This window comes from Frankia sp. AgB32 (assembly GCF_023243045.1).
Lineage (GTDB): Bacteria > Actinomycetota > Actinomycetes > Frankiales > Frankiaceae > Frankia.
Genome location: NZ_JALKFX010000096.1, coordinates 26,754 through 33,708, shown reverse-complemented (window position 1 = coordinate 33,708; position 6,955 = coordinate 26,754). Strand labels below are relative to the sequence as shown.

At 72.8% G+C, this 6,955-nt stretch carries 5 protein-coding genes; 2 read left to right on the top strand and 3 right to left on the bottom strand.

What is annotated here, in order from left to right:
- Positions 1-132 precede the first annotated feature (132 nt).
- Complete coding sequence (relB, locus tag MXD60_RS22365) at positions 133-468, top strand: type II toxin-antitoxin system RelB family anti-toxin (protein ID WP_248821301.1); 336 nt, start codon at positions 133-135, stop codon at positions 466-468.
- 91 nt (positions 469-559) lie between these two features.
- On the opposite strand, the gene MXD60_RS22360 is transcribed toward relB, so the two are convergent.
- Genes MXD60_RS22360 through MXD60_RS22350 form a run of 3 tightly spaced genes read right to left on the bottom strand, consistent with a single transcriptional unit; the run spans position 560 to position 6,251 of the window.
- Entirely contained in the window at positions 560-1,756 is a 1,197-nt protein-coding gene (locus tag MXD60_RS22360; protein ID WP_248821300.1) for a hypothetical protein, read from the bottom strand.
- On the bottom strand, positions 1,753-4,764 hold the full coding sequence (locus tag MXD60_RS22355; RefSeq protein ID WP_248821299.1) for a DEAD/DEAH box helicase: 3,012 nt from the start codon (positions 4,762-4,764) through the stop codon (positions 1,753-1,755). The genes MXD60_RS22360 and MXD60_RS22355 overlap by 4 nt, the downstream gene beginning before the upstream one ends.
- Positions 4,761-6,251: a protein kinase family protein gene (locus MXD60_RS22350; RefSeq protein WP_248821298.1), complete on the bottom strand. Its 1,491-nt coding sequence runs from the start codon at positions 6,249-6,251 to the stop codon at positions 4,761-4,763. Before MXD60_RS22350 ends, MXD60_RS22355 begins: the two co-directional genes overlap by 4 nt.
- Positions 6,252-6,541: 290 nt before the next feature.
- On the opposite strand from MXD60_RS22350, the gene MXD60_RS22345 reads away from it, so the two are divergent.
- A complete protein-coding gene (locus MXD60_RS22345) occupies positions 6,542-6,952 on the top strand; it encodes a hypothetical protein (RefSeq protein ID WP_248821297.1) in 411 nt (136 codons plus the stop codon).
- Positions 6,953-6,955 lie beyond the last annotated feature (3 nt).

Below are 6,955 nucleotides of genomic sequence, written 5' to 3'. Positions count from 1 at the left end.
GGGTCAGACCGGGAGCGCCGTCCTGTCGACGACGGCTGCGAGGCAGAGGCTTACTCATGCTTCATGACTCGCAACGGCAGAGGCGCTGTACGTCGAGTACGTGAAGGAACGGGAAGCCGAGGAGGGCAGCTCATGACCAAGTTTCTCCGGTGGAACGACGTCCGCGCCGGCCTGGCCGCCGACGCCGGCGGGGAGGAGGCTCTGACCGAGGCCCGCAGGCGCAACCAGGCTTACATCGACGGCTACCGGCTCGCCGAACGTCGCAGACTCCTCGGCCTGACCCAGACCGACGTCGCCGAGCACATGGGTGTCAGTAAGAGCCGGGTTTCCCAGATCGAACGGGGCGAAGTTTCCACTGTTGACGTCATCGCGCGCTATGTCCAAGCCCTCGGCGGCCAGATCCGGATTACCGCCGTCTTCGGAGACGACCTGTACATCCTGCGCGGTACTGACACCCCCGCCGCGTGACAAAGCGAATCTCCTCGCTATGTCCTTTTCCGTGACGGGATCGCAAGCCCCATGGTGTGCCGGTGACGCTGCCGTCACCGGCATTGCCGGGTCAGTCGCGGCCGAGCTGGTCGAGGCGGCCGAGTAGGTCCGGGCGTCGGGTGGCGCGGGCGTGGTCGCGCAGATCAGAGGGGGTGGGGAGGGGGACGTCCAGGGTGCGGGCGATGGGCTCGGCGAGGCGGAGCAGGCCGTCGAGGGTGGTCACGTCGCGGCGGCGGGTCATGGCGAGGGCACGGTCGCGGGCTGCGGCGCGGCGGGTGGCATCGTCGGTGCACCAGAGCTGGGCGATGTGGTTTCTGGACAGCTCGAACGAGCCGAGGCGGTACAGCTTCAGGCCGCCGTCGCCGAAGCTGGTCGCCGGCAGGACGATCCGCCACATCCCGGTCGACGTCTGACGGACCAGGCCGGCGCCGTGGGTGAACCGGGAGAGCCAGGCGGTCCAGATCTCCCGGGGATCGCCGGCGTCCTCCGCGTCGATGCGCATCCGGGCCGCCTCGGCCTCCTGGCAGACCTGGGCGAGGAACGGGTCGGGTTCGCTGGCGCCCGCCGTGTACGCGAGCAGTCCCTGACCGGCTGTCTCGACGAGGTAGCAGGGCAGCCAGCCCTCGCGGGTGCCCAACGCGCGGATCTGGCCGAGCGCGGCAGGAACGTTGAACTCGGCCCGGTCGGGGCGGGCGGCGAGCGCCTCCAGCGCGCCGGGGCGCAGCGGGACGTGCGTGTACAGGTGGCGGAACCGGGTCGGCCCCGGGGCCCGGTCGGCCGGCACCTCGGGGGAGGGCAGGACGGCGATCCTGCCGTCGTAGTAGGCCCGAGGCAACGGCCAGCCGGTGAACCGCTCGAACATCAGCGTCTGCCGGGCCTCCTTCTTCTCCACGTACCGGACCCCGGCCCGCCACGACTGTTCGCCGAGCGGGGTGAGCGCCACCCGGGCGTCACCAGCGGGGTCGGGCGCGGGCCCGGCCAGGGTCACGTGGCCGATGGTCGCGAGAAAGTCCAGGCAGCGGCGGACGAGCGGGACGGGCAGCGAGAAGAACCCGGCGAGTTCGCCCACGGTGGCCAGCCGGCCCTCGGCGACGGCACGGATCAGGAACCGGTCGAGGACCTCGTAGGACTGCGGGTCGTGCACGTCCGCGCTGATCTCGACCTGCCACAGCGGCCACAGCATGGCGAACAGCCGCAGCGGCCGGACCCCGGGGATCGCCGCGGCGCTCTCCAGCGCACGGCGCGGCGGGTAGATCACCGCTGTCATCCGCGCTCCCCGAGCAGGCGTCCGATCTCGACGGATCCCCGTAGATCACCGTGGGCCCGCAGGTAGGTGACGAGGCCGCGGGCCATCGCCGTGAACGCGGCGTCGGAGGATGAGCACAGGGTCGCGGTGTCGCCGACGAGCACGAGCTGGCGTTTCGCCCGGGTGATGGCGACGTTGAGCCGGCGCAGCTCGGTGAGGAAGCCGACCGAGCCGGTCTGATTACTTCGGGTGAAACCATAGACGATCAGGTCGCGTTCGCCGCCCTGGAAGGAGTCGACGGTGCCGACGTTCTCCGCGACCTGGCCGGGATCGCCGAGTTCACGGGCCAGCGCTGCTTCGATCCGCGCGGCCTGCGCCTTGTACGGCACGATCACCGCCCAGTCCTCGAACGCGGTGGCCGAGCGGGCGACGACGGCGGCGATCAGCTCGGCCTCCAGCTCGTTGTCGAAGCCGCGTTGCTGCCACGGTTCGGTGCCGGCCAGCGCCCGTTCGGCTCGCGCCGCTGGCGGACGATCCGACGTGTCGATCATCGCGAACGGACTGCGGAAGACGGGGTCACCACCGCCGCCGTCGTGCTGCGTGCGCAGCCGGCCCGCGTAGAAGGCGGTCGAGACGAAGGTGGCGAGTTCGGCGGGCATCCGGCGCTGGCGGATCAGCTCGACCCGTCGATCCGGGCCGACCCGGGGGAACAGCCGCTCGAAGCCGCTCGTGGTGAGCAGCTCGCCGATCTCCCGGGCGTCCGCCGCCGACACCTCGCCGTCGCGGGCGAGCTGCGCCGACCAGCGCTTCACGTCCTCGTCGAGGAACGGCGGCAGCTGATGATGGTCGCCGACGAGTACCGACCGGCGGGCCCGCACCATCGGGACCAGCATGTTCGGAGTGGAGATCTGCCCGGCTTCGTCGATGATCGCCACATCGAAGACGAGGTCGGTCAGCAGCGGGCTCGACGCTGTCCCCACGCAGGTCGCGGCGACGACCTCCGCGTAGCGCACCAGCTCGTGGCCGAGCTCGGTCTCCGCGTCGCCGATCCGCGCCCGCCATTCGGCCAGCAGCGCACCGCGGGCCCGCACGGTGTCGCATGCCTCCTGCGCCCAGGCGGTGAACCCGTCCCAGCCGGCCTCGTCGTCCGGGGAGGGCGGCGCGGAGGGCACCGCCAGCAGGGGGCGCAGCGCGCCGAGGAGGATCGCGGCGGCCTCGGCCATGTCCCGGTGACAGCCGGCCAGCTCCCCGGCGGACCGGTCGCGGTCGGCGGCGAGCGGTTGCAGCCGTGGGTCCGCGTCGGTCACGGTGGCGATCTGCGCGGCCAGTGCGTGCAGCGCGGCCACCGACCGCGTCAGCTCCGCGGCCGCGGCGGCGCGCTCGGCCGCCGTCCGCTCCAGCCGGGCGCGCAGCCGGTCCAGCCGCCAGCGCCGCCACCAGCCGACCAGGCCGGACGCGGCATCGGCGGCGGCCTCGCGGGCGCTGACGGACGCGTGCAGCCCGGCGCGGGACTCGTCCAGCTGGGAGGTCCGGGCCTGCCACCGCTGTGCCTGCGCGTCGCCGCGCTGCCGGTCGGCGACGAGCTGCGGATGCAGCGTGCCGACCGCCGCGTCGAGCGCCTGCTCCGCGACGCGGGCCGCGGCGTCGGCATCGCGCGCGGCGGCCCGCCGGGTGCCGAGATACTCCAGCCACCGCACCAGCACCGGTCGATGCTGGTCGAAGGCGGTCAGCCGGTCGAGCAGCGCGGTGTCGCGCAGGATGTCGCGGCGCACGGCCTCCACCTGGCTGTCGACGGTGAGTTCCCTGGCCGCGGCCGTCATCGAACTCTCGCTGCCGACCCGCACCGCGTGCACCTCGGACGACAGGGTCTCCAGGACGTTGTCGACGGCCCGGTTCGTGTGCGAGGTGATCAGTACCCGCTGGCCACGGGCGACGCAGGCCAGCACGATCTGGGCGATCGTCCGGGTCTTCCCGGTGCCGGGCGGGCCGAGGACGCACAGCAGGTCGGGCACGGTCAGCGCCCGGCGGAACGCGTCGCGCTGCTCGTCGTCCAGACTGGCGCGGGGCTCGGCCACCGGATCCGGCTCGGCGGGCCGGAAAACGCCGTCGACGAGGTTGGCGAGCAGCGCCGGGTTCGCCGCCTGGCCAGCGGCCAGCATCTCCACGGCCGACCGTTGGATCCGGTACACCCGGTCGCTGGGCAGCACCCGCAACGCGCCCTGCGGGGGAATCTGACCGAAGTCGACCGTCTGCTCGAAGCGGACGATCAGCTCCCGTCCGTCCACTCGCACCACCCGGCCGCGGATCTCGGGCCGATCGGCGAGCTGCACCAGCGAGCCCGCCGTCACCCCACCCGGCCGGGCGAGGTGGAACGCGTACACCCCCCGGCCGGAATACCGCTGCTCACGGGTCGCCTCGCGGCGCGCGTACGGCAGCGGCGGGGCGAGTTCCTGGCGGGCGACCTCGATGTCGCGGCTGGCGTCGATGACCTGTCCGACCAGGTCCAGATAGCGCCGGTGCGCCGGGGGGAGCGCGCTGCCCGGCGCCGGTGCTCCCGGCAGCCCGGCCGCGTCCGGCGTGCCCGCGGTGATCGCGGCGGACAGCTCCGCCCAGGCCCGGGTCAGCTCCGGCCACTGCGCCGACCACGGCTGGTCGAACGTGCTGCGTCCGCGCGGCAGGTCGCGGAGGTCGGCGAACGCCCGCCAGCCGGACGGGCAGTGCAGCACCAGCGCGGCGGTGGTCAGCCGGTCCTCGTCCCGGAACGTCCGCGGCGCGACGTGGCCCAGGGTGTAGCCGTCCGATCTGTTCGTCACGTACAGCGACGCGACGTGTCGGCTGGCGTAGACGACGAGCCGCAACTGGTTGGGATCGTCTCGCTTCGGCTCGAGGCGGGCCGGCAGCGCGCCCTGCGCCGACAGCTCCGTGAGTTCGCCGATCAGCCGGTCGGGCTCGCCGTCGAGCAGGTCGATGACCCTGCGCGACGGGACGACGGCCAGCGGCCAGCGCAGCGTGACCGGTCGCGTCGTCACGACCGCGCCTCGCGCTGCTGGTCCGGGCGGGGGCCGACCGACAGGCGATGGCGGGCGTCACGCAGCCCCGCGGCCAGCACGTCGATCCGCGGGCGCCGCTGCGGATCGGACGCGAGCGCCCGGGCGAGCAGGTCGTCCAGGTCAGCCGGCAGACCAGAACCCGGCAGACCAGAACTCGGTAGACCGGGTCCCGGCGCACCATGGCCCGGCGGTTCGGGTGGCGGCGGTATCGCGGGCGCACCGGGCGAGGGGACGGCCAGCGGATGGCCGAGTGCGGCGCGGACCAGGACGGCGATCTGATAGACGTCCGCGGCCGGGCCAGGGCGCGCCTGCGGGCCGGGGCCGAAACGGTGGCGGACGCGCTGCTCGGGAGCGGGCGGCGCACCATCCGTTCCACCAGCCTGATGCGGCTGCGCGGTGGGCAGTCCGGCGAGGCCGAGGTCACGCAGGGCGGCCGTGCGAGCGCCTCCTCGCGCCGGCGTGGTGAGCAGGACGTCGTCCGCCGTCAGCGCCAGATGGGCGTGACCGTGCTGGTGCAGCGTCTCGATGGTGCGGCACAGCGCCACCGCGTCCGCGAGGATCGCGGCCGCGGCGAGCCGGTCCGCGCCCGCGCGGGTGGACGCCCGGCCGTGCACCTCCCGCCAGGAGCGGCCGACCGGGGCGGACATCACCAGCGTCGCGGCACCGCCATGGGCCTCGATGCCGGCACCGAGGCCGTGCCGGGCATACAGCACAGGCAGCCCGGACTGGCCGCCGAGCTGCTCCATCAGGTCCGCCTGCCGTCGCAGGCCGACGATCCACCGGCGGGCCTCGTCGGTGCGGCGGCGTACCTGGAGATGACGGATGCGCACCGGGCGCGGCGCGGGTTTCAGCTCCTGCCCGCCCGCCTCGCACCGGACCAGCGCGCGATCCGGTGCCGTCCACCGGGCGACCGGATCGTGCAGCAGATAACTCGCGTCACCGAGGCGCAGTTCGAGGCCACCACGCCAGCCGACGGCATCGGCCGTGGTGACGTCCACGACCTCGTCATCGGGTCGCAGCAGCAGCCGCGAGGGCACCGACGCGGTCGGGCGCGGTGCCGACTGGCCGTAGTAGTAGGAGCGGATTCCGTCGCACCTCGGATCCATCAACAGCGTGCGTAGGCGGTCGGCGCTCCACAGCTCGATGGGGATGCCGGTCTCGCGCGTCTGCTTCGCGCGCCAGCGCTCCCACCGCTGATGGCTGGGCCCGTCCAGGTCCACCGGGATGCACAGCGTCCATGCGTCAATGCGATAGCCACGGTCGGACGCTTCCGCGCAGGCCCGCGTGAACGACGACCGGATGTTGTTGACCTGGCTGCCACCGATCTTGTCGATGAAGTACTTCGCCTGCCAGATCAGGACTCGGTCGGTCAGGTCGCCGACGAACACATCGATGCCCCAGTCGCCGGGCGCGGCCCGCACGGTGTGGGCCGGCCCCTCCAGCGTGTCGACCAGCGAAGTGATCATCTGCTCGAAATCGTGCCGGCCACCAGCCTCGTTGGCCCGGAGCCGATGATTGTGGAAGTCGATCGGCGGCTGTCTGACCGGCTCGGCCACGAGCGGCGCCCCCTCGGCGATCCAGTCTCATCCTGCTTCTTAGTATCCGAGACAATACTGTATGAAGCGGGCTTGGACGGCATATCGGTGCAGCCGGGCGCGGGTGGTAGCCGGCTCGGATGGCGGCCCCGCCGCACCGCGCATGGCGAACCGGTAGCAGTGGGATGATTACCGACAGCCCCAGCCACCGGAGGACCGCCGTGCCCCAGACCCCCGACCCCGACGAGCCCACGCAGGACGAGACCACCCCCGACACGGACCCGACCGAGCCCGCACCCAAGCCCCTGCGCCCCGTCGACTGGGACGGCTCTTTCACCCGCACCTGGAACGCCCGCGACGACCATGAGGTGACGAACCGGCAGTTCGCCGAGCTCGCCGAGAAGCGGGACCGGGAGAGCATGGATCGGTTGATGCAGGAGCTGCTGGCCGAGACGGAGGCCAACTTCCGGCAGAACGACGGGCATCCGTATCCCGAGGCGAACACCGGCGGACCGCACAAGGGCGCCGAGCCGCGGCAGAGCCTGTTCGATCGGATGGAGAACTTCGGTCGCCGGACCGAGGACGACTCCGAAGAGGGCGACGGCTCCGAGGGCTCAGCGGATCATCGCTGACGT